The sequence below is a fragment of the Companilactobacillus muriivasis genome (assembly GCF_036246245.1).
GTDB lineage: Bacteria > Bacillota > Bacilli > Lactobacillales > Lactobacillaceae > Companilactobacillus > Companilactobacillus muriivasis.
Genome location: NZ_BTTQ01000013.1, coordinates 1 through 22,099 on the forward strand (window position 1 = coordinate 1; position 22,099 = coordinate 22,099).

General features: G+C 37.5%; 19 protein-coding genes. 9 read left to right on the plus strand and 10 right to left on the minus strand.

Annotated elements, in window-relative coordinates; translation table 11 throughout:
- Nucleotides 1-770 precede the first annotated feature (770 nt).
- The 3 genes from AAA923_RS11535 to AAA923_RS11545 all read right to left on the minus strand — a co-directional run bounded on the left by AAA923_RS11535 (nt 771) and on the right by AAA923_RS11545 (nt 4,170).
- On the minus strand, nt 771-1,571 hold the full coding sequence (locus AAA923_RS11535; protein ID WP_338217284.1) for an SLAP domain-containing protein: 801 nt from the start codon (nt 1,569-1,571) through the stop codon (nt 771-773).
- A 175-nt stretch (nt 1,572-1,746) separates the two neighbouring features.
- Complete coding sequence (locus AAA923_RS11540) at nt 1,747-2,226, minus strand: nucleoside 2-deoxyribosyltransferase (RefSeq protein WP_338217286.1); 480 nt, start codon at nt 2,224-2,226, stop codon at nt 1,747-1,749.
- A 912-nt stretch (nt 2,227-3,138) separates the two neighbouring features.
- Entirely contained in the window at nt 3,139-4,170 is a 1,032-nt protein-coding gene (locus tag AAA923_RS11545) for a branched-chain amino acid aminotransferase (RefSeq protein ID WP_338217288.1), read from the minus strand.
- A 515-nt stretch (nt 4,171-4,685) separates the two neighbouring features.
- Here AAA923_RS11545 and AAA923_RS11550 point away from each other — a divergent pair.
- Nucleotides 4,686-5,537, plus strand: coding sequence for an alpha/beta hydrolase (locus AAA923_RS11550; protein ID WP_338217290.1), 852 nt, complete (start codon nt 4,686-4,688; stop codon nt 5,535-5,537).
- Nucleotides 5,538-5,825: 288 nt separating this feature from the next.
- Here the strand turns inward: AAA923_RS11550 and AAA923_RS11555 are convergent, their stop codons facing one another.
- The 5 genes from AAA923_RS11555 to AAA923_RS11575 all read right to left on the minus strand — a co-directional run bounded on the left by AAA923_RS11555 (nt 5,826) and on the right by AAA923_RS11575 (nt 10,378).
- Entirely contained in the window at nt 5,826-6,182 is a 357-nt protein-coding gene (locus AAA923_RS11555; RefSeq protein ID WP_338217291.1) for a DUF1516 family protein, read from the minus strand.
- A 280-nt stretch (nt 6,183-6,462) separates the two neighbouring features.
- Entirely contained in the window at nt 6,463-6,699 is a 237-nt protein-coding gene (locus tag AAA923_RS11560) for an SHOCT domain-containing protein (protein ID WP_041500412.1), read from the minus strand.
- A gap of 60 nt (nt 6,700-6,759) precedes the next feature.
- On the minus strand, nt 6,760-7,752 hold the full coding sequence (locus tag AAA923_RS11565; RefSeq protein ID WP_338217337.1) for a LacI family DNA-binding transcriptional regulator: 993 nt from the start codon (nt 7,750-7,752) through the stop codon (nt 6,760-6,762).
- Nucleotides 7,749-9,194 carry a UDP-glucose--hexose-1-phosphate uridylyltransferase gene (locus tag AAA923_RS11570; RefSeq protein WP_338217295.1) on the minus strand — a complete coding sequence of 482 codons (1,446 nt, stop codon included), beginning with the start codon at nt 9,192-9,194 and terminating at the stop codon, nt 7,749-7,751. Before AAA923_RS11570 ends, AAA923_RS11565 begins: the two co-directional genes overlap by 4 nt.
- Nucleotides 9,194-10,378 carry a galactokinase gene (locus tag AAA923_RS11575; protein ID WP_338217297.1) on the minus strand — a complete coding sequence of 395 codons (1,185 nt, stop codon included), beginning with the start codon at nt 10,376-10,378 and terminating at the stop codon, nt 9,194-9,196. The genes AAA923_RS11570 and AAA923_RS11575 overlap by 1 nt, the downstream gene beginning before the upstream one ends.
- Before the next feature lie 147 nt (nt 10,379-10,525).
- On the opposite strand from AAA923_RS11575, the gene AAA923_RS11580 reads away from it, so the two are divergent.
- The 3 genes from AAA923_RS11580 to AAA923_RS11590 all read left to right on the plus strand — a co-directional run bounded on the left by AAA923_RS11580 (nt 10,526) and on the right by AAA923_RS11590 (nt 13,155).
- Nucleotides 10,526-11,392, plus strand: a complete 867-nt coding sequence (locus AAA923_RS11580; RefSeq protein WP_338217299.1) for a DegV family protein — start codon at nt 10,526-10,528, stop codon at nt 11,390-11,392.
- A complete protein-coding gene (locus AAA923_RS11585) occupies nt 11,382-11,735 on the plus strand; it encodes a VOC family protein (RefSeq protein ID WP_338217300.1) in 354 nt (117 codons plus the stop codon). The genes AAA923_RS11580 and AAA923_RS11585 overlap by 11 nt, the downstream gene beginning before the upstream one ends.
- A 709-nt stretch (nt 11,736-12,444) precedes the next feature.
- Nucleotides 12,445-13,155 (plus strand): GntR family transcriptional regulator, encoded by a 711-nt coding sequence (locus tag AAA923_RS11590; protein WP_338217303.1) that lies wholly within the window; start codon nt 12,445-12,447, stop codon nt 13,153-13,155.
- A 145-nt stretch (nt 13,156-13,300) separates the two neighbouring features.
- Here AAA923_RS11590 and AAA923_RS11595 read toward each other — a convergent pair whose 3' ends face one another.
- Nucleotides 13,301-15,256, minus strand: a complete 1,956-nt coding sequence (locus AAA923_RS11595) for a sucrose-specific PTS transporter subunit IIBC (RefSeq protein WP_338217305.1) — start codon at nt 15,254-15,256, stop codon at nt 13,301-13,303.
- A gap of 214 nt (nt 15,257-15,470) precedes the next feature.
- Here AAA923_RS11595 and AAA923_RS11600 point away from each other — a divergent pair, with 214 nt between their 5' ends.
- From AAA923_RS11600 to AAA923_RS11610, 3 genes are all read left to right on the plus strand, one after another.
- A complete protein-coding gene (locus AAA923_RS11600) occupies nt 15,471-16,904 on the plus strand; it encodes a sucrose-6-phosphate hydrolase (RefSeq protein ID WP_338217307.1) in 1,434 nt (477 codons plus the stop codon).
- A gap of 11 nt (nt 16,905-16,915) precedes the next feature.
- The gene (locus AAA923_RS11605) at nt 16,916-17,896 is read left to right on the plus strand and encodes a LacI family DNA-binding transcriptional regulator (RefSeq protein WP_338217309.1); all 981 of its coding nucleotides are present in this window, start codon (nt 16,916-16,918) and stop codon (nt 17,894-17,896) included.
- Nucleotides 17,897-18,023: 127 nt separating this feature from the next.
- A complete protein-coding gene (locus AAA923_RS11610) occupies nt 18,024-18,740 on the plus strand; it encodes an SDR family NAD(P)-dependent oxidoreductase (protein WP_338217310.1) in 717 nt (238 codons plus the stop codon).
- An 86-nt stretch (nt 18,741-18,826) separates the two neighbouring features.
- Here the strand turns inward: AAA923_RS11610 and rlmD are convergent, their stop codons facing one another.
- Entirely contained in the window at nt 18,827-20,209 is a 1,383-nt protein-coding gene (gene rlmD / locus AAA923_RS11615) for a 23S rRNA (uracil(1939)-C(5))-methyltransferase RlmD (RefSeq protein ID WP_338217311.1), read from the minus strand.
- A gap of 68 nt (nt 20,210-20,277) precedes the next feature.
- Here rlmD and recX point away from each other — a divergent pair, with 68 nt between their 5' ends.
- The gene (gene recX, locus AAA923_RS11620) at nt 20,278-21,048 is read left to right on the plus strand and encodes a recombination regulator RecX (protein WP_338217312.1); all 771 of its coding nucleotides are present in this window, start codon (nt 20,278-20,280) and stop codon (nt 21,046-21,048) included.
- Between the two features lie 491 nt (nt 21,049-21,539).
- Nucleotides 21,540-22,073 (plus strand): nucleoside tri-diphosphate phosphatase, encoded by a 534-nt coding sequence (gene ntdP / locus AAA923_RS11625; protein WP_041500436.1) that lies wholly within the window; start codon nt 21,540-21,542, stop codon nt 22,071-22,073.
- Nucleotides 22,074-22,099 lie beyond the last annotated feature (26 nt).

Sequence of the window (22,099 nt, forward strand, 5' to 3'; positions counted from 1 at the left end):
CTCTCCTTGGATTGGGTTTGGTCGCTTAAATCCTAACATGAGAACAGTAATGTTCTTTTGTTTTGCTTAGAAAAAGACATAAAAAAACTGGTATTGATTATTCATCAATACCAGAAAGTATAGAACCTTTTTTAGTGCATTACTTTTGATGCCGCCTTCGGGTTCCAGTGATGGAGACCGCTATGCGACCGGTGCGAGCCAAGGTCTCGCGCCTCGATTTTGAACTTCGAGAAGTTCACTCGAATTTCAAAATACGTCGGTGTTGTAATGGCTAAAGCCATAACGACACTTGCACAGCAGGTCTCCATCACTGGAACCCGAAGGCTAAAGTATTTCAATAATAAAGAGATTTGTTTTTTTTGTAATAGGACAGTGGATTAAATATAGTCTGTGGTTTCAAATTTCAAATATTTTATAGTAAGAATCAAATTTACAGTTTATTTTGGAATCGTGTAGTAATGATTAATTTTATATATATTTAGAGTGATAATGGAATCAATTGCACTTATATAATCAAATTAGTCGGAAGAACTGAGAGTATTCATATGCAGCGAAAGTGGCGTTATGGCTTTAGCCATTACACCACCGGACGTGTTGGAGACTTTCCGGTTTATGGAAAGGCTTCAACCGAGGTTCGAGACCGCTCTTTGGCTCGAACCGTGCCGCGCAGCAGATGAATACCCTCAGTTCTGGAGACGGCATAAAAGGACAGTAAAAAAGGATTGAATCCCTCACAGATTCAATCCTTTTTGATATTCGATTATATTTTATTAGCCAATTACTTGAACGGTAACATTTTGACGGCCAAATTGTAATGCTTGTGAATTAGGCATAGCGATGTCTAATTGGTTAGGGTTGCTGTATGCAAAGTAACCTGTGTCATTAACAACACGGTCGAATGTTTGACCATTGCTGGCTGTAATTCTTAGATGTGTACCCTTAGGGAATTTTGATAGGTTAGCGGCAACACCACTGTAACCCATGCTTGAACCTAAAACGGCTGGGTCATAGGCTGTAGCATTCATTGTTAGTGTTTGTTTAACGTTGTCATTTGAGAGATAGTCTCCCTTGATCCAACGACTCATACCGACATCATACCAAGTAGTACCATTGGCATCAGTTTCACTTTGGTAAACGTGAACCATGTTTCCACCCTTAACTGAATAGCCGTTAAAGCTACCGTTAGGAGCATCATAAAGGTTTACGCCACCGTTAGCTTTAACATACATATCTTTGTCTAAGGCAACGGCAGGAGCAGTGCTTGAAGAGTCTGTAGCTGCTACCCATGCGTTGTTGGCAACTTGATAGTATGTAACGCCATTAACGTTAGCAATCTTGTTTGTACGCCATGCAGTCTTGTTTTGAAGTCTGGCACCGGCGAAACTCATATTTCCTTGGCTATCTGGAGTTGTGTAAAGTGTAGCTCCGTTAGCATTTGCGATATAAATAACACTACTAGTATCTGACATTGAAACTGTTGCGGCATCTACAGTTTGTGATTGTACGCTCACACCGACAAGTGCAAGTGATGTAACTGTTAATAGTGATGCTACGAAATTTTTGATCTTCATTAAAGAGATTCCCCCGAATATGAAACGCGATTTTAAATCTAATTTTCTCAACGGAAGTAATCATATAACGTCTAGACCATGAAATGTTGATTATAACTCAACTGTAAATTAGTTATAACTTAACTGTAAAGGCTACGTAATTGAACTGAAATACAAATGAGTCAAAAAATGCAAATTATTTTTCAGTATATTTCTTAATGGCATCTAACATGTCATCAATATTGTTGACCATAATACCATTCATTTTGATCAAACCAATTGTGTAATTGTTGATATAGGCGAAAGGATTTTCTCCGATTCCCTTTACAGCCTCAAGCTTTTGAGGGTTCTCGAAACCATGTTGACGTAGGTCAGTGTAAACACCAATTACAGGGATTTCTTTACCGAAAGCCACACCAATTTCTGAGGCCACACCATCGTCCATTGTGTCACCATCAAGAATTGCTACGACTAAATCTGAAGAAAGGAGTTCTTTATTGTCTTCTTGGGCAATTTTAATTGAGTCAGCGTAGTTCATTTTATCGTTAATATCACCATTTTCTTGGGGAAGATAGACTTCAATGTTACCGTCCATCTTTCTGATTTTATCAACAACTACTTCATTAAACATTCTGTCGGCTAGGGCAAATAAACCGTTGGCAAAATAAATTTTCATGTAAAAATCCCTCTTTCTATTATTCGTTCTGTAATATTTTATCATGGTTGGAATCATAATAATATGAAGGATTTTTTGTGTTGTTTGGCTGCCGCCGGAGAGTGCGAGATGATGGAGTCCGCTATGGGACCGGTCCGAGCCAAGGTCTCGTACCTCGATTTTGAGCCGAAAACCGCGTCTCAAAATTCGTCCATGGAGTAAGAACGAGAGGTGCACTCGTCCTAACTCCATTTTCACAGCGGACTCCATCACTCGCACTCTCCGGCTAGGGTGTTTTTGGATGTTGAGTTTTTAATGATTGTTTAGTTTCTTCTATATAATAGAAATTTAATTAATTATCTTAATTTAAAATAGGTGCAACTAGGATTTGAAGTATAAGTAATGATACCTGAGTCCAAATAACCTTGAGTGTCTATTAATATTGATTTATAGAAATAGATTAGTCCGCATAGCAGGTGAATACTCTCTACTCTGGAGAAAACTCAATTCACTTGGACAAAATTATATAAAACCAGAAAAAAAGCGAATAAAAAATATACCATTAATTATTTTAAAAAATATTCCATTTTTTGATAAATATTTTTGCGAATTCGGATTCCAAAAGGGTATCTAATCAATATACAATGTCTTTGTAAGATACAACTGGTGATGAGCTTTGGTTCTTCATAGCCAAGGTATTGAGGACATTGTCAGCGGGATCTTGCTACCTCATTAATTAAGTCGTGGAAACAATATTTCCCCAACTAATTTTCCCAACAATATAACGAAACAAAAAATAGGTCTGACTTCCCCGGTCAGGCTTATTTTTTTGCTCTGGTTTTAATAAAATTACGAAAAAAAGATGAAATCGAAGTCAATTAAGACTAGGATTCCATCTTTTTGTTTTAAAATTTGAAATATCCAATTAATAAATTATTCTACAACCTGAATCCAGCCTTCAGGAGCTTCAACTGTACCGAATTGGATACCTGTCAATGTATCGTAAAGTTTCTTTGTAACGGGTCCAACTTCAGTTTCACTGTAGAAGACGTGTAAATTGCCGTTATGTTCCAAGCCACCGATAGGTGAGATAACAGCGGCAGTACCACAGGCGCCAGCTTCTTTGAAACGGTCTAGTTGGTCGATGTAGACGTCGCCTTCTTCAGCGTCAAGTCCCAAACGATTCTTAGCTAACCAAAGTAGTGAGTACTTGGTAATACTTGGTAGAATTGAAGGTGATTTTGGTGTTACGAAAGTATTGTCTTTTGTGATACCAAAGAAGTTAGCTGAACCGACTTCTTCAATCTTCTTGTGTTCGATTGGGTCTAGGTAAACACAGTCCGCAAAGCCATTATCGTGTGCTTGGGCACCGGGGTAAAGACTGGCAGCGTAGTTACCACCGACTTTACTTTGACCAGTACCTTTGTGAGCAGCACGGTCGTATTGTGAAGTAGTGAAGTTAACTGGTGTTAGGCCACCCTTGAAGTAATTACCAACTGGCATAGCGAAAACGGTGAAAATGTATTCTGGAGCGGCATGAACACCAATTTGTTCACCTGTACCAATGATCAATGGACGAAGATAAAGTGTAGCTCCGTTACCATATGGAGGTACAAAATCGGCGTTAGCTTTAACAACTGATTTTACAGCTTCAACGAATTTGTCTTCTGGGAAAACGGGCATCAATAGTCTTTCGCATGAGTCCTTCATACGTTTAGCGTTACGATCTGGACGGAACAATTGAATTTTGTTATCCGGTGTACGATAAGCTTTCATACCTTCAAAAGCTGCTTGTCCATAATGCAATACTGTTGAAGCCTCACTGATATGAAGTGTGCTATCCTCTGTTAATCCAGCATCTTGCCATTCGCCGTCTTTCCAATGGGCGATGAAACGGTAAGGTAAGTCCATATAATTGAAACCTAAATTGTCCCAATCAAGTTTTGTTGCATCTGCTTTTGCCATATTTTATATCTCCTTTGTTAAATTCAATCTAATATATTAGAGAAAAATTAAATTTATTAGATTTATCATAATTAATGTACTGGTAAGTGTCAATAATAAATTGGAATTAATCTAATTTTTTCTAATGTAAGGGTTTTTCTTAGGATTGATTGTTTTCTATCTATACAATGGGGGTGTATTGAAATGGGCCGCCTGTGGATTCTAGTGATAGAGAACGCTATGCGACCGGTGCGAGCCAAGGTCTCGCGCCTCGATTTTGAACTTCGAGAAAACCGTTCGAATTTCAAAATACGTCGGTGTTGTAATGGCTAAAGCCATAACGACACTTGCACAGCAGTCTCCATCACTGTAGTCCTGAGACTAAGTTAATTGTTTGTTTGGATATAATTATTATTCTAATAAATCGTCTTAATATTTTAGGGTTTAAGAATAAATGACTGTTATATGCATTTATTTATAGAATGATTAATGAAAAACTCTATGTAGGATATATAAAAACTTTAGAGGTTAATATCATGGAAAAAAAGCGATTAATTCTTTCGACTGTTCTTGCTATTTTAATTTTGATTGGTGGATTCTTTGGTTTCAGTCGGCATACTCAAGCTGTTCATGCTGGAAAGTATGTTGAAAGCTCGACTCCGACTTTGTTTTTTCACGGTTATGGCAGTAGTTTTAACGCTGAAACGCAGATGACCGAGGCGATTAAGGATACTGGTGTGACTAAGAAAGTTGTGCGTGTCAATGTTAGTCCGAATGGCTATGCGAAGTTGATCGGATCGATTCCTAAGAATGCTAAAAATCCGCTTGTCGAAGTTAATTTTGATAATAATAAAATGACTAATTATTATACTGCCGCCAAATGGGCGAAGAATGTGATTGAAATTTTGCAGGAAGAATATAAGTTCAAGAGTGTTAATTTGGTCGGTCATTCGATGGGGAACATGGCTATTAATTATTACATTATGGACAATGCTGGCAAAAAAGGGATGCCTAAAGTTAATAAAGTTGTGGATATCGCCGGTCATTTTAACGGTATTTTAGGGATAGACGACAAGGCCAACCAGATGAAATTGGCTAAAAATGGCAAGCCTAACAAGATGAATAAGTCTTATAAGCAACTGATGAAATTACGGAAAGTTTATCCAACTAATGCACAGGTTTTGAACATTTATGGGGATATTGAAGATGGCACCAATTCTGATGGACGAGTTAGCAATGCTTCGTCTAAATCCTTGAAGTATCTAGTTTCTGGACGTGCTAAGTCGTATAGAGAGAAGAAAATTAAAGGTAAGATGGGACAACATAGTAAATTACACGAAAATAAACAAGTTGATAAACTTCTAATTAATTTCTTGTGGAAAAAATAAGTTGAGTATTGCCGCCATCGGATTACAGTGATGAAGCCCGCTATGCGACCGGTGCGAGCCAAGGTCTCGCACCTCGATTTTGAACTTCGATAAGACCGCTCGAATTTCAAAATACGTCGGTGGAGTAAGGACTAAAGTCCTAACTCCACTTGCACAGCAGGTCTTCATCACTGTAATCCGGTGGCTAGGGGTTTTAAATTTATAATGTCATTTAATAATCAAATATAATTTAGAAATAAAAAAGGTATCTTCAAAGTAATTCTCAAAATTACTTCAGAAGATACTTTTTTAATGTTTAACGAATGGATACCAGCCAGCTAAGGCAAAACCAATCAAGGCAGTAACGATGCAGAAAATAATCACAGCCCAAACTAAAGTTTTGTTGAGCGTTTTTTGTTCCTTACGAGCAAAAGCAATTTCAACTAAACCAATGAAGATCAAAGCAATGATAACTTTGACAATCAACAACGTAGGTTCAACTGACCAAGCGTGTAACCCCAACTTAATACCAGTAGCGATGATAACGATATAGCCTACACGAGTAATCATTTCATAAATCTTCGTATTAGAATTTGTAAATAATACCAATAAAATCATAACGGCTATAACAAGCCAAGTAATTAAATGTGTCCATAACCAAACCATAAATAAATTCCTCCAATGGAAACTATCATAACATTATTTTTCTTTAGGACTGAAAGTTTTTAATCTTACATTGGTATACAAATATTTCCCAGCTCTTCCGACTAATCAATTGTTATTAACTGAATCCAAAAAGAATCAAGTGTATTTGTATTTCAACAATTTTAGATATATGAAATATTTGTAATATGTTATCTTTACAAAAAATGAGCTATATCACAATTGAACCAATCAAAAGTGATATAACTCATTTAATATTTATATTCTAATTATTATTATCAAGTTAACTATTTAGGTTTTCTTTACGTTTCTTATAATCATCATCAGAAACATTGCCTTTAGCGTATTCCTGATTCAAAACTTCTAAGGCACTAACTTTATTACGATTATTGTGATTATTATTGATTAAATAAACGACTAGGATAATGGCAAGCAAAATAATAATGCCATATAACCAGAATCCGCCGCCCATAAATCCCATGCCACCAAATCCAGCATGACAATTTCCAAATCCCATCATAATCTTCATCTCCTTAAATGCTTTTAAGCACATTATATAGGGGGTGTCAGGCAGTCGCAATTAAAGTGTACTTTGGCGAAAGACTAGCTTGGTTGCCAGTTCCATTCTTTTGGCGACGTGTCTAGGATTAGTCAAAATATCTTGCATCAGATCGACTGCAGCGCCACCCATTTGAACTGTTGCTACATCAACTGAAGTTAGTTCTGGATTGACGTAGCTGGCGAGCGTTGTGTTGTTGAAACTGAAGATACTGACACGGTCAGGAATGGCAATGTTAGCTTCTTGCAAAGCTTTTAATGCACCAGCTGCCATTGGGTCATTTGTGACGAAGAACGCATGTGGCAAGTCCTCTAAGGTTTGAATGGCCTTTTTCATTTGTTTATAGCCAGCACCTTTAGTGAAGTCGCCTTTAAAACATAATTCGGGTCGAAAAATATTGTGACTAGTCATAGCATCTTTGAAATTGTTATAACGCAAGTCGGGGATTGTCCGCAGATTGTCAGTTGATTTTTCTTCACCGTAGATTAGACCTATATCTTGAATGTCTTGGTCGACAAAGTAATCCACAACTTGTTTGGTGCTGTACTTGAAGTCAGTGATAACCGTGTCGAATCCTTGTGGAAATTGGTCGTCATCAATAAATACTAAATTATGGCTAATTTCAGTCATCTGGTCCACTTGTTCTTGGCTATATTTTCCAATGGCAATGATACCGTCAATATCGGCAGGAATCTCGGATAAATCGTTGTGGAAAATACGACTGACTTCAAAGCCATAAGTGGGAGCCTGTTGCTCGATACCTTCACGGACAGCCATGTAGTAGAGATCATCTTGTTCTTTGGATTCTGAATACCATTGAACTAAGGCAATATGTTTTTGAAAACGAGTGTTACGGCGATTGGCTTTGCGATAGTTCATTTCGGTCGCAATTTTTAAGATGTTAGTTCTCGTTTGATCTGTGACAGAGAGAGTTAAATCGTTGTTTAAAACTCGGGAAACGGTTGCTGGTGAAACGTTAGCTCTTTTGGCAATATCACGTAAGGTTGCCATTATTCGAGAATTTCAATGAATTTATCAAATGCGGCTTGACCTTGGCTGTTCCACTTGAAGACACCAGCATCTTCGAGAACTCTGCCAAAGACTAAACCAGTCTCTTTGTCGACAATTTCGGAAACATTATCGTCAGTAAATTCATATTTAGTTTGTAACTTATCTGCCCAAGTTTTGTGATATGCGGCCATCTTATTTGGTTGTTTCAAAAGATATCTTTCGACTTCTTTTAATTCGTCCTTCAAACGAGCTGGCAAAATTGCCCGACCCATAACTTCGATTAGACCGATATTTTCTTTTTTAATGTGTTGGACATCTTGATGGGGATGGAAAATTCCGTCGGGATATTTGGCTGAAGTTTGATTGTCACGCAAAACGATATCAAGCACATAGTCAGCGCCTTTGCGATAGGCGATAGGTGTAACTGTGTGGTGACGAGTTTCGTTTGTATAAGCTCTGACGTCAACGGTTTCGTCGGTATAATTCATCCAATTTTCGTGAATCAAGGTTGCGGCTTTGACCAACTCTTCAGGATTACTACTTGTTAAACGAATGGTTGATAGAGGCCACTTTACGATACCAGCTTTGACATTATCCACTGGAATCTCGATTGCTCGTTCGATTGGAGCTTTCATCATTGGAAAGTCGTGACGGCCGCCTTGATAGTGATCGTGACTGAGCATTGAACCGCCAACAATTGGCAAATCAGCGTTACTGCCGACAAAATATTGAGGGAAGATACGGATGATTTCGAGTAAATTGTTGAAAGTATGTTGATTGATAATCATTGGTTGGTGAATACGATTTAGAAAAATAGCGTGTTCACTGAAATAGGCGTAAGGGGAGTATTGGAAGCCCCAGGTTTGACCACCAAGGGTAAAACGAATGACACGATGGTTGCTTCTAGCAGGATAGCCTAAACGACCAAGATAGCCTTCATTTTCCATACATAGCTGACATTTAGGATAGCCATTTTGGACTTGTTTACCGGCTGCAGCGATTGCTTTAGGGTCTTTTTCAGGTTTAGAAAGGTTGATTGTAATTTCCAAATCTCCGTAATTTGTTTTGACGGAATAAGAAATATTTTTAGCAATAGCCTTAGTTTTGATGTAGTCATTGGTCTGACTTAATTGATAGAAGTAATTCGTAGCTTTTTCAGGACTCTTTTGATAGAGATTCCAGAATTTATCGTTGACCTTTGAAGGCAATGGCGTAACAAAATCCATCAATTGATCATTGAGAATTTCTTTAGATGTTTGGCTACCGTCAATTTTTTGATTTTTAATAGCAGTTTCAATTAGAGCAGTTTTGACATCATCGTCTGATTGATGATTGTCATCGCCAACTAGAGCACAGATTCGATTAAACAAATAGATGCGGTCGAGTTCTTGGTAATCGTTATCGGACGCAATAATTTGATCGACAAATTTATCGACACAAGACATTATTTTTCCACCTCGGAGATTTTAATTTCACTAGGTCCATCAGAAATTTCAGCAATGTAAAAGTCAGCTGCGTAGCCGATTTTATCCTGATAAATCTGACCGACATTTTGTTTGAAGTTGTCAATTTGGTTCTTTTCAACAAAAGCAATCGCACAACCACCAAAGCCAGCACCGACCATACGAGCGCCAAGTACACCAGGTTGTTGCCAAGCAGCTTCGACTAGTGTATCAAGTTCGATACCAGTAACTTCGTAATCATAGTGAAGTGAAACGTGAGAGGCGTTAACGAGTTTTCCAAATTCAACTAGATTGTTTTCCTTGAGGTACTTGATAGCCTTGAGCGTCCTTTGATTTTCAAAGACAGCGTGACGGGCACGACGGATTAAAATATCGTCGTTGATTAGGTAAGAATTACGGTCGAAATCGTCGATTGACAGTTCACCTAATGATTTAATGTTTAGTTTCTTTTGTAAGAGAGCTAGAGCTTGTTCACATTGGCTCCGACGTTCGTTATATTTAGAATCGGCTAAAGCACGGTGTTTGTTAGTGTTCATGATAACAATAGCGTGGTCGCCTAATTCAACTGGGGCATAATGATATTCCATAGTGTTGGTATCGAGTAGGATAGCTTGGTCCTTTTTACCCATACCAACGGCAAATTCATCCATAATTCCTGAGTTAACACCGATATATTCATTTTCATTTTTTTGGCCCATTTTAACGAGATCCAATTGGTCGATACCTAGATTGAAGACGTCATTCAAAATATTTCCCATCAATAATTCAATGGAAGCGGATGATGAAAGACCAGCTCCATCAGGTAAATTCCCCTTAAAGTAGATGTTAAAACCATGGTCAATCTTGTATCCGGCCTTCATTAATAAATAAATCATACCTTTAGGATAGTTAGCCCAATCGTGTTCCTTGTCATATTCAAGTCGATCGAGGAAGAAAGTTATAACGCCAGTTTCAGGGATGTTATCGGAATAAAATTTAACCGTTTGGTCATATCGTTCTTCATAAGCTGCGTATGTTCCCAAACTGATAGCACAAGGGAAGACATTGCCGCCGTTGTAGTCAGTATGTTCACCGATTAAATTAATTCTTCCAGGTGAGAAAAATAATCTTTCTGCTGGTTCGCCATAAATTTTCTTGAAGCCTTGCAAAATCTCATTAGTGTCCATAATCATTCTCCATATTTAGTAAATGTTTAGTTAACAAAATGGTAGCGCTTTCTGACAATAAAAACAAGGTCTATAGATTTAATAATTTCAATAAAATGTTATCATTATAAGCATGAATGCCCGCAACGGGAAATAGAGGAGAATGCCATGAAAACCGCAGTGGTTACTGATACAGCATCTTACTTAACACCTGAACAAATTAAGAAATATAACATTACGGTTTTACCAATTACCGTAATTTTAGGAGATAAGCAGTATAAAGAAACTGAAGAATTAACAGATGATAAATTTTACGACTATTTAGCCAATGAACCAGAGTTGCCAACGACAGCTCAAGTATCAATGGGACAAATCCAAGAAGCCTATGACCGCCTTGTTTCCGAGGGATATGATACGATTATTTCCATCCATTTATCATTGGGAATCACTTCATTTATGGATAACTTGCGTATGTTTGTTAAAGAATATGATAAAGCCAAAGTTTATCCTTTCGACTCAATGGCTGCCAGTGCCGCTGAAGCTGACCTCGTAATGTTGGCCGGTGACTTAGCTCAAAAGAATGTTGACCCAGAAGAAATTGTTAAACAGTTGTCTGATTTACGTGATTCAACTGATATTTATTTTGCCGTCAATGACTTAAAACACCTCAGCCGCACAGGTCGCCTAAGTAATCATTCTGCTATTATCGGAAGTTTGCTAGATGTGAAGCCACTCTTAACTTTTAAAGATGGTAAAATTTATGCGATTGGCAAAGAAAGAACTATGCGTCGTGCTTATCGTATGATTCAAACAGAAATTCAAAAATACGCAGACACTCATCCAGATTGGAAGTTGCATATCACCGTCGTAGATTCAAATAACCGTGAATTGTTAGACAAGTGGGTAACAGACTTCCAAGAGAATTTCCCTGAAGCTCGAGTTTCACAGAGCCATTTAGGACCAGCAATCAGTGTCCACACAGGTGAAAAGACGATGGGAGTTGTCTGGGATAAGGACTTTTTAGATGAAAACTAGAATTATGATTTACGTCGATGACGTTGATATGAGCGTTGCCTTTTGGACTGATGAGTTTGAGGCTCAAGTAGTAGCCAGACAAACTTTGAATGGTGGCTATCAAAATGTGATAGTTGGTATTTCAAGTGAAGTTGAACTATCAATTTTTCCACGCGACTACATTAGAATTTATTCACCAGAAGTTGCTGAAAATGTACCTTCATTGATGTTTTTCTCAAAAGACTTCGATAGATTGCATGATGAATTGATCAGTGCTGGCGAAATTACTGAAGTAAACGGTGTTTTGACGTTTAACTTCCAAGATCCTGAAGGCAACTATTTTGTTGTTGCTAAGGCTGAGTAGTTTGAAGAATGCCGCCAATGCCGCCGGAGAGGACGAGTGATGAAGCCCGCTATGCGACCGGTTCGAGCCAAGGTACGGTCTCGAACCTCGAATTTGAGCTTTGCATAAACCGCAAATCTCAAATTCGTCGGTGTTGTAATGGCTAAAGCCATAACGACACTTGCACAGCAGGCCTTCATCACTCGTCCCCTCCAGCTCTGTTTTTTTAAATATGCAATGTATAATTGTTGGTTCAGTTTGTAAGTTGGAATGTATTTTTTGATTTGAATAATTTAGATATTTATATAGAAGATTAGGTAATCCTGAATGTTGGGTTATCTAGTCTTTTTTGTTTGCCATTGAAGATGAATATTTGATTGGATTTAATCGTAATTTACCAGTAGTTAGGGATGTAAATATTGGGAGAGCTATAAAACTAGAGTAAAAAATACATTAGCCTTCGATTGTGAGGGATGGGCCAGCAGTGGTAGTGGTGTTAAGGCTTTAGCCTTTACAGCACAGGACGATTTTGAAACTTGCGAACTGTGCAAGGTTCAAAATCGAGGGTCGAGACCGCTCTTTGGCTCGAGCCGTTCCACACAGCAGGCCCATCCCTCACAATCGGAGGCGGCCCCAACCAACAAAAGACAATTTGTAAATTCTAAATGGTTGCAAGCTTTTTTGGTACTTAATAGAATTAATCCATAAGTACGAGAAAGGAAAATTTCTTATGAAAATTAGCCTTCAAGAACAGTTGATCAACCAATTGACTAGCTATGTGCAGGGTCTTAAACCTAATGCTAAATTGTTGTCGGAGCGCCAATTGGCTGATAAATATGAAGTGTCCCGAAATACGGTTCGGGGAGCTTTGTTTGATTTGGAAACGATTGGTTTGGTTCGCCGGATTCATGGCAAAGGAACTTTTGTCAATCGAACGAATCTTGATAGTGACCTCAGCAGTTGTTATAAATTTGGTCAGCAGATGCGACGACTGGGACGGGTGCCAACGACTCGAATAATTAGTTTTGAGAAAAAAGAAGTTAACGCTTATTTTGCCGAAAACATGAATTTAACGGACGGTGAAATTATTATTAAAGTTGAACGTCTACGACTAGCTGATAATGAACCGATGATGTTTGAACGGAGTTATTTACCACTGAAATATTTTCCAACTCTGAGTGTGGGAATGCTGCAAGATCAGTCTATGTACGATGTCTTCAAGGATGATTTTCAAGAGGAAGTAGATTACGCTGATGAATATTTTTCTTCGGGAGTAATCAGTGAGTTCGACAGTAAGATGATGGGGTTGCCGGAAGGGGCACCTTGTTTATTGTTGAAACGTAAGACATACGATTTACAGAATCATTTGATTGAATTTACTTTGAGTACAGCCAGAAGTGATGAGTTTGGATACCACGTCAGGCATGATATTGAGAGCTAAAAAGGGATTGATCTGAGTATATTTCAGGTCAATTTTTTTTTACATTATTCAATCGAATTTCTTGAATAATATTAATTCAAATAAAAAAGACTGCCCAGTTTAATTACTAGACAGTCATAAGCGTGATTATGAAGGGTGAAAACTATTAAATTCCAGCTGCGGCAGCAGAGTAGTCAGGAGTTAATTCTGTTAAAGCCACAATATCGTCACCGGATTTAACTGAAGTCTTGTTTAATTTATCAACATCGCCGTATGACATTGTGTTGGTTACAACAACCATAACAGTCGTGTCATAACCAGCTTCTTTGAGTTTGGCAATATCGAATGTTCCGAGAAGGTCACCTTTTTTAACTTCGTCGCCTTGTTTAACGTTTGAAGTGAAGTATTGACCTTTCAAGTTAACTGTATCAAGACCTAAGTGAATTAGTATTTCGGCCCCGTCAGTTGTTTTGATTCCGTAAGCATGTTTTGTTTCATAAGCAACAGTTAAAGTACCATCAGCAACTGCATAAACTTTGTTGTCATTGGGTTTGATAGCGGCACCTTTACCCATAATTTCAGCAGAGAAGACTTGGTCGTTAACGTCTGACAAGTTGATTAACTCACCAGAAACAGGAGCTGCAATCATTTCGTCAGCAACATCGATAATTTTGTCGTCATTTTTAACGGCTTTTTTTGTAGTTGTAACTTTATCAAATTTCAAACCGTAAGCATATGTCAAAATAAATCCTAGAGCAATACTTACACCAATACTAATGAAGAAAGGTAGATAGAACTTAGGTGGTAATGAGATGAAACCAATGATACCAGCAGCACCCAAAGCACTTGATAGAACGTGGAAGATACCGATAAAGATACATGCAACACCTGAAGCAATCATTGCACAGATGAATGGGTAGCGAAGTTTCAAATTAACACCGAAGATTGCAGGTTCAGTAATACCTAGTAGAGCTGATAGACCAGCTGATGATGCTAAACCTTTTTGTTTTTCGTCTTTAGAAAGGAAGAAGACTGCCAAACAAGCAGCACCTTGAGCTGCATTAGCCATAGAAGCGATTGGGAAGAAGAAATCTCCACCGGTCTTGGCAATGTTTGTTAATAGTTGAGTTTCGATAGCTGGGAAACTTTGGTGCAAACCTGTGATAACAATAGGTGAGTAGAAAGTACCAAATAATGCAGTTCCGATAAAACCAGTTGTGTTGTATAGCCAAACGATCCCGTTAGTTAAACTGTCAGAAACGATTCTCATAATAGGTCCAACACCGATGAAAGTTAATAGACCAGTAATGATAACGGCAATTAAAGGTGTAAAAATAAAATCAAGTGTAGCAGGCATGTGACCGTGAAGCCATTTTTCGATTTTAGCTAGGATCCAAGATACTACTAAAACGGGAAGAACTTGGCCTTGATAACCGGCTTGAGCAACTTTCATACCAAAGATGTTCCAGTAAGTCATCTTGCCAGCAGCCATAACATTAGCAACATCGTAGCCATTAACTAAAGCAGGCATAACCATTGCCATACCAATAGCAGCACCTAGATAAGGATTACCACCAAAACGTTTTGTGGCTGAGAAACCAATTAGAACAGGCATGAAGGTAAATGGAGCTGAGGCCAAAAGGTTAATTAATTCGGCAACACCTTTCATACCAGGGTACATTTGAACGACTGATAATGGTCCAAATAAATTTTGTGAAGTTAAGACATTGTTCAAGGCCATCAATAGACCACCGGCAACTAGGGCAGGAATTAAAGGAACAAAAATATCAGAAAGAACTTTTACAAAAGCCATAATTGGGTTGTCTTTTTTACCATTTGAAGCCAAATTCTTGAGGTCATCGGGTGTAACACCTTTGAGACCAGTTTTTTGAATTAAGAAATCGTAAACTTTATCAACATCTCCGGGTCCGATAATGATTTGATATTGACCATTGATACTAAAAGTACCTTTGACGTCGTCATCATTATCGAGACCCTTTTGATCAATTTTCTTTTCGTCTTTTACTACCAATCTTAATCGAGTCGCACAGTGAGCAGCGGCAATTAAATTGTCCTTACCCACATATTTGATAACTCGATCCGCAACTTGTTCGTGATTCATATATATCCCCTCCAAAATCAATGTAAGCGTTTCGATAACTTAATAATACATGCATTTTTAAAATTGTCAAACGTTTAACAAAATAAAATCTAGAATTTTAATGTAATCGCTTAATGAACTATGCCAACTTGATTTTTAATAATGTCATACGATTGACATTTATCTATTAAAGAAGTTACAATACAGTTATTCAAGGAAAGTATGAGTTAAGAAAATGATTACACAATGGACAACCAAATTAAGGTATTTACCATATAAAGATTGGTCTGATCAACAGATTAAAGATATTAAGCAAAAAATTGCCTCATCTCATTGGAGACTTGGTTATCATATTCAACCATCAACTGGTTTGTTGAATGACCCAAATGGTTTTTCTTACTTTAATGGTCAGTGGCATTTGTTTTATCAATCATTTCCTTTTGGACCAGTTCATGGTTTAAAGAATTGGACTCATCTAACTTCAGATGATTTGGTGCATTGGCAAGATCATGGTCCACTACTATTACCAGGCGATAAACAAGATAGCCACGGTGCTTATTCAGGTTCAGCGATTCCTGTCGATGATAAACTCTTTCTAATGTATACCGGCAATGTGCGTGACCAAAATTGGGTACGTCATCCTAAACAAGATGGCGCATGGATGGACTCTGAGAATAAATTAACCAAAATTTCTACGCCATTGATTGAGGAACCTAGAGTTGGATTTACAGATCATTTCCGTGACCCTCAGATTTTGAAGCACGATGACAAATACTATTGCTTGATAGGGGCTCGAAAGACAGACGATACCGGCCATGTGTTAGTGTATCAAGCTGATGCAGTGTCTGGTCCTTGGCGATATAAGACGGAACTGAAATTTACTGACCAAAAGATGGGTTACATGGTTGAATGTCCTAATTTAGTATTTGTTGACGGACAACCCGTATTGATTTTCTGTCCACAAGGGATTTCGAAAGATGTTTTGAAGTATCAAAATATTTATCCAAACGCTTATATTGTTGGTAAAGACTTTGATTGGAAAAATTTTGAATTTATTGAGCCGTCTGAAATCAAAAATTTGGATGAGGGTTTTGATGTTTATGCGACTGAGGGATTCAATGCTCCTGATGGTCGAGCTTTGGCAGTTAGTTGGATTGGATTGCCAGATACGACATATCCATCTGATATTGAGGGATGGGCTAATTGCTATAGTCTCGTTAAAGAATTACATCTTGAGGATAATGAGCTTTATCAATTACCAGTAGTCGAAAATGACCAATTAGTTAAGAATGAAATTACCACTTCAGAAATTACACCACAGGCAAAAGTTTCAATGAATGTTTCTGCCAATAAACGTGGACAAGTTTCTTTAAAAACTGATAATGGGGAAGAATTACAAATTCAGCTTGATGCAACAAATGGTAAGATATTAGTAAATCGAACTAATGCAGGTATGGAAGTGGCTGTTGATTATGGAACTGTCCGTGAAACAAATGTTGGTCAAGGTGCAATCACAGCTGAATTGTATTTTGATAATACTGTTTTTGAATTATATATCAATGGTGGAAAAAAAGTCGTTACTGGTCGTGTATTCCCTAAAGGAAAACATTTCTCAGTTACTTCAAACAATATTCAGCTGCAAAAGGTTCAATTAGAGAAGATTTATTAATGAGGTAAGGTATGGCGACGTTAGATGATATTGCAAAGATAGCCGGAGTTTCGTCCACAACTGTTTCGCGAGTAATCAATAATTATGGCTCTTTGTCAGAAAAAACTAAGACAAAGGTTTTTGCGGCAATGAAAGAGCTAAATTATCAGCCTAATAGTTTGGCACGCTCTTTAAAGGGGAAGAAGACTCAATTAATTGGGGTTATTCTACCTGGTGTGGGAAATCCTTTTTTCGGTCAAATGGTTCAAGAGATTGAAGATCAACTGTTCAAGAAGGGCTTTCGAATTATTCTTTGTAATGCTGGTAACGATGCCGAAAAAGAACGAGCCTATTTAAGAATGCTGATGGCTAATCGTGTTGATGGAATCATTGCTGGATCGCACAATTTGAATATTGAGGAATATCAAAAAGTCGGTTTGCCAATCATTTCATTTGACCGTTATTTGTCGGAAACAATTCCAATTGTCAGTTCAGATAATTATCATGGTGGTCAGTTAGCAGCTCAATCCTTGTTAGCTGCTGGCAGTAAGAAGCTACAAATTATTACCGGAGCAAATCGTCCCAACAGTCCAACGAATAATCGGTTGAGTGGATTTAAGGAAGTACTTGATAAACAAGATTTGGACTTCAAACTTTTAGAAATACCGTTCAGTTCTTCACCCAATATTAAAGGTTTGAAAATTAAAGAATTGTTGGCAAAAAAAGAATCCGATGGAATATTCTGTACCGACGATTTAACTGCTCTGTTAGTTATGCAACAAGCTAGAGAATTGGGAATCAGGATTCCGGAAGAATTAAAATTAATTGGTTATGATGGGACTGATTTTATTCAAAATTATCATCCTGAATTGACCACAATCATGCAGCCAATTGTTGATATTGTCACAATGATGATTGATTTGTTATTGAGACGAATTGATAATCCAGAGTGTGTGTTGGAAAGTAATTATACTTTGCCAGTTAAGCTTATCAGTGGTGCAACAACTATTTAGAAAACAAAATCAAAACAGACCACCAAAGATTTTCTAATATCTTTGGTGGTCTGTTTTATATCACTTTTTAGTTTAATTAGTATAAGATAATCTCTATAAATTAACTAACCAATCGGGAGGTCATTCGATGAAAATATTCATTACTGGTTCATCTACAGGACTAGGAGCATTAACAGCTAAGAGTTTGTTGGCAAAAGAAAATGACGTTGTACTGCATGCTCGTAATAAGAAACGTGCCGAGGATGCTTTGAAGTTTAACCCGCAAGCATCTGATGTAGTTATTGGCGACTTATCCAAGATTGAGGACGTAAAATCCATTGCTCAGCAAGTCAATAAGCTAGGTCCATTCGATGTTATTATCCATAATGCTGGTGTTTATACTAATGACAGTAGTCAAACTTTGGCAGTTAACGTTGTTGCCCCTTATATGCTAACGAATTTGATTGATCTGCCTAAACGACTGATTTATATTTCTTCAGGGATGCACGTTGGTTCTAGGTTGGATGTAAATAAATTAGATGACCTTGATTATTCGGGGTCTAAATTAGCAGTTTTGTTGATTGCTAAAGCCGTGGAACGAAAGCATCCAGAGGTTATTGTTAACTCGATTGATCCTGGATGGGTGCCTACAAGAATGGGTGGTTCTGGAGCCAATGATAGCTTGGAAGGTGGGTATCAAGGTCAAGTTTGGTTGGCAAGTGGTGATGATAAACAGGCTTTAACTTCAGGAAATTATTACTATCATAGTAAACTTTCTAAATATGATGAACGAGTTGATAATACCGAGCTTCAAAATAAGCTTGTTGATAAGTTGGCTCAAATTACTGGTATAAAAATGCGGTAAGTCTGTAATAAGAAATGGACCATCAAAGATATAAAAATCTTTGATGGTCCATTTTTTTACGTAATGTAATATTAGAAGGATAAAATTTATCTTCTAACTAATTTAACAATCGTTTCAACATGTGGAGTTTGTGGGAACATATCAACTGGTTGTAAGTAGATAACACGGTATTCTTTAGTCAATGTTACCAAGTCTTTTGCCAAAGTTGATGGGTTACATGAAACATAAACCAATTTGTTAACTGGGTTACGATTCAAGGCAGCAATCAATTTGTTATCTAGGCCAGTACGTGGAGGATCAACAACGACAGCGTTGACTGCCTTGCCATCTTCCAACAATTTAGGATAAATTTCATCGGCTGAACCGACGTAATATTCGGCATTTTCGACCTCATTTAATTTGGCATTGGCTTTAGCATCCTCGATAGCTTCAGGGATGATTTCGATACCATAAATTTGCTTAACCTTGTTAGCCATCGTGATACCAATCGTACCGACACCACAGTAAGCATCCAATAGGACGTCACGTTGGTTTGGTTCGAGCGCCTGGGAAACTAGATCGTACAACTTATCAGTTTGAAGTGAATTTAGTTGTAGGAAAGCACGTGGTGAAAAGTTGAATAGGTAGCCGTTGATATCTTCTTGGAGATATTCGTCACCCCAAAGCAATTTAGTTTCATCGCCCCAGACAGCACCTTTATCTTCTTTATTGATATTTTGAGAAATTGAACTAACTTCGGGAATTTCCTTTTGGATTCTTTCGATTAGTTGGTGTTCCTTAATGAACTTAGGTGAACGTGTGATGAAAGTAACTTGTAGTTGGTTAAATTCAACTGATTCACGGATGACAATCATACTCAAAATACCGGATTTTTTCTCAGGATTGAAGACTGGAATTTCCAAATCTTTAACCATTTGAACAATTTTGCGCATAGCGTTCATAGTTAAGTCCATTTGTGTAGGCATTTCAGTCAAATCAACTAAATCTTGAGTTCCAGTTCTGTAAAGTCCGCAACGAATTTCGCCATCAAATTCTTGAATAGGAAATTGAGCTTTGTTACGATATTTTTCTTGTTGAACTGAGCCAACTGTTGGTTTAATCATATATTTGTCGTGAGCGTATGGCTTATATTTATCCAATGATTCACGAAGAATATTTGATTTGAAATGTAATTGATCTTTGTAATTGATATGGGCAAATTCTAGTCCACCGACTTCGTCAGCTAATTCTGGTGTGTCGGGATTTCTGAAACGACTAGGTTTTCTGATCTTGTGGATGCGACCATTTAAGAATCGTTCGTGAATATCAGTTAATTCACAGACGATGATATCTTCAGGGACAGCTTTTGGAACAAAGACAATCACATGTTTGAAGAAACCAATTCCTTCACCGTTGATTCCAATTCGCTTAATAGTTAGCGGAAACCGATCGCCGATATTTAATTCTTGCGTAATATTATTTGTAGGCATAAATTTTTCCTTTGAATGTTTTTGCGATAAACTCATATTAGAGTATAACATGGTGAGGTAATAATATATTGGCAAAAGTCACGAAAATACAGGCACAGAAACGTAAAGGACGCTATAATGTTTTCCTTGATGGCAAGTATGCGTTCCCAGTAGCAGAACAAACTTTAATTGATTTTAGGTTGATGAATGGCGTCGAAGTAACTGACGACCAAATCAAAGAAATCCAAGATTCCGAAAATATTAACAAAGCATATGGGGATGCTTTGAATTATTTGAGTTATCAATTACGGACGAAAAAAGAAATTAAAGACTATTTATATAAGAAAGAATATCATCGTGATGCAGTCGATGAGGTTATCGGCCGTTTAGAAAAGCTTCATTATTTAGATGATGCGGCATATGCAAAAAGCTTTATCAGTAACCAACTGCGAACAACATCCAATGGACCCAAAATTATTGAACAGAAGATGGCCCAAAAAGGAGTTCCAAATAATATCATTCAAGATTCGGTAGTTGAAATTGATTACGATACATTACTGGAGAATGCGACTGAGTTTGCCAAGAAACAAGTGAGAAAGCAGCATCGAGCATCATTTAAACAAATGGTGACAAAACTTCGTTCAGGTTTGTACCAAAAAGGTTTTGATAATGAAGTGATCGAAGAAACTATCAAAAACTTGGAGTTAGAACCAGATGAAGATGAGGAACTGGACAAGTTACGTAAGTTAGTCAGTAAGGTACAACATCGTTATGATAAACCAGCCAAGTTGATTAATTATTTGATGACAAAAGGTTATAAATTTGATGAAATCAAAAAGGTTCTAGGGTCTGAAGAATAATAAAGAAACAGGAGATCTCAAAATGGAGGTTTCCTGTTTTTGAATTGTAGATAGATATATAACGCATGCTTTTTTTTTTTTTGATGTATTACAAATAATAGAGTCAATTATTTTTTAGTGTAAAAATAGTTTAAGTATATATTTGAATATTATTGGATTCAATTAATACCGATTTATTAGTCGGAAGAGCTGGGAAATATTTGTGTGCCGTGGTAGTGGTATAAGGACGGGAGATTTCTCCCGTCCTTATACCACCGGGCGTGTTTGGAGACTTGACGAACTGTGTCAAGGCTTCAAACCGAGGTTCGAGACCGCACTTTGGCTCGGACCGTTCCGCACAGCTTGTGAATATTTCCCAGCTCTGTAGACGGGATATTTAATTAGCACTACACGTTATATAGCAACTTTTAATAACGATAGCTTTTATTAGTTTCACAGCTCTGGTATACTTTTTTTGGATAAGAATTAGGTTTAGAGAAAGCTGGTAAGTTATGCAGATTCCTAGAGAAGGGGATTACGTAGCAATCCAGAGTTATAAGCATGATGGTCATTTACATCGTACTTGGCGTGAAACAATGGTGCTAAAGACAAGTGAAAACGAAATTATTGGTTGTAATGAGAATACTCTTGTCACAGAAGCAGATGGACGTCGCTGGGTAACTCGAGAGCCCGCACTGGTCTATTTTCATAAGAAATATTGGTTCAATATTATTACTATGATAAGAGAAAGTGGAGTATCTTATTACTGCAATTTGGCGACACCATATGCTTTGGACAAAGAGGCCATCAAATATATTGATTACGATTTAGATGTTAAAGTTTTCCCTGATGGGGAGAAAAGATTGCTGGATGTGGATGAGTACGCTGCACACAGTAAAATGTGGAATTATCCACCAGAAATAGATAAGATCTTACATTATAATGTCGACGTTTTAATTGATTGGATCGATAAGGGCAAAGGACCATTTTCACAAGCTTATGTGGATCTTTGGATGCAAAGATATAAGGAACTGTCACACCATTAGGATTGCTATATCCTGATTAGACTGCC